2 protein-coding genes are annotated in these 453 nt (G+C 62.3%); both read right to left on the bottom strand.

Annotation, left to right across the window (positions count from 1 at the left end):
• Nucleotides 1-93, bottom strand: a 93-nt coding sequence (locus tag AACY19_RS27290; protein WP_339454604.1) for a large ribosomal subunit protein bL35, incomplete at its 3' end; no start/stop codon positions are given.
• 119 nt (nt 94-212) lie between these two features.
• The coding region (locus AACY19_RS27295; RefSeq protein ID WP_339454603.1) for an inositol monophosphatase family protein at nt 213-453 on the bottom strand (241 nt) is incomplete at its 5' end.

The following is a 453-nucleotide window of genomic DNA, read 5'->3' on the forward strand; positions in this document are numbered from 1 at the left end:
GTGGCGCTTGCCAGCGACGCCGTGCTTCAGCAGGCCGCTCGCGGTGAGCTTGAAGCGCTTTTTAACGCCGCTCTTCGTCTTGAGTTTGGGCATTTTCGTCCTTTCAGTTGTGCGACGATCTATGAACGGCCACGGCAGCCCATACCGGCCGGGCAGTTCCTCTTACTCGCAGGAAGGCGGGCGCATAGCGGTGAGTCGCGCAAAACGCAAGATCAATGGCCGCGACAGGCGAGCAGTTCGAGAATTTCCCCGATCCGCGCCGGGTCGCCCGCAGCGATGACTTCACCGATCGAATCACCGGTGAGCGGATCGCCCGACCAATCACACATCCGCCCGCCCGCGCCCTCGACGATCGGGACGAGCGCTGCGAAATCATAAATCTTGAGCTGCGCTTCGACCACCACGTCGAGCCACCCGCTCGCCACGCAGCCGTAATTATAGCAATCGCCGCCG

Origin of the sequence: Pseudomonas sp. EA_5y_Pfl2_R50 (assembly GCF_963970475.1) — a bacterium.
Lineage (GTDB): Bacteria > Pseudomonadota > Gammaproteobacteria > Pseudomonadales > Pseudomonadaceae > Aquipseudomonas.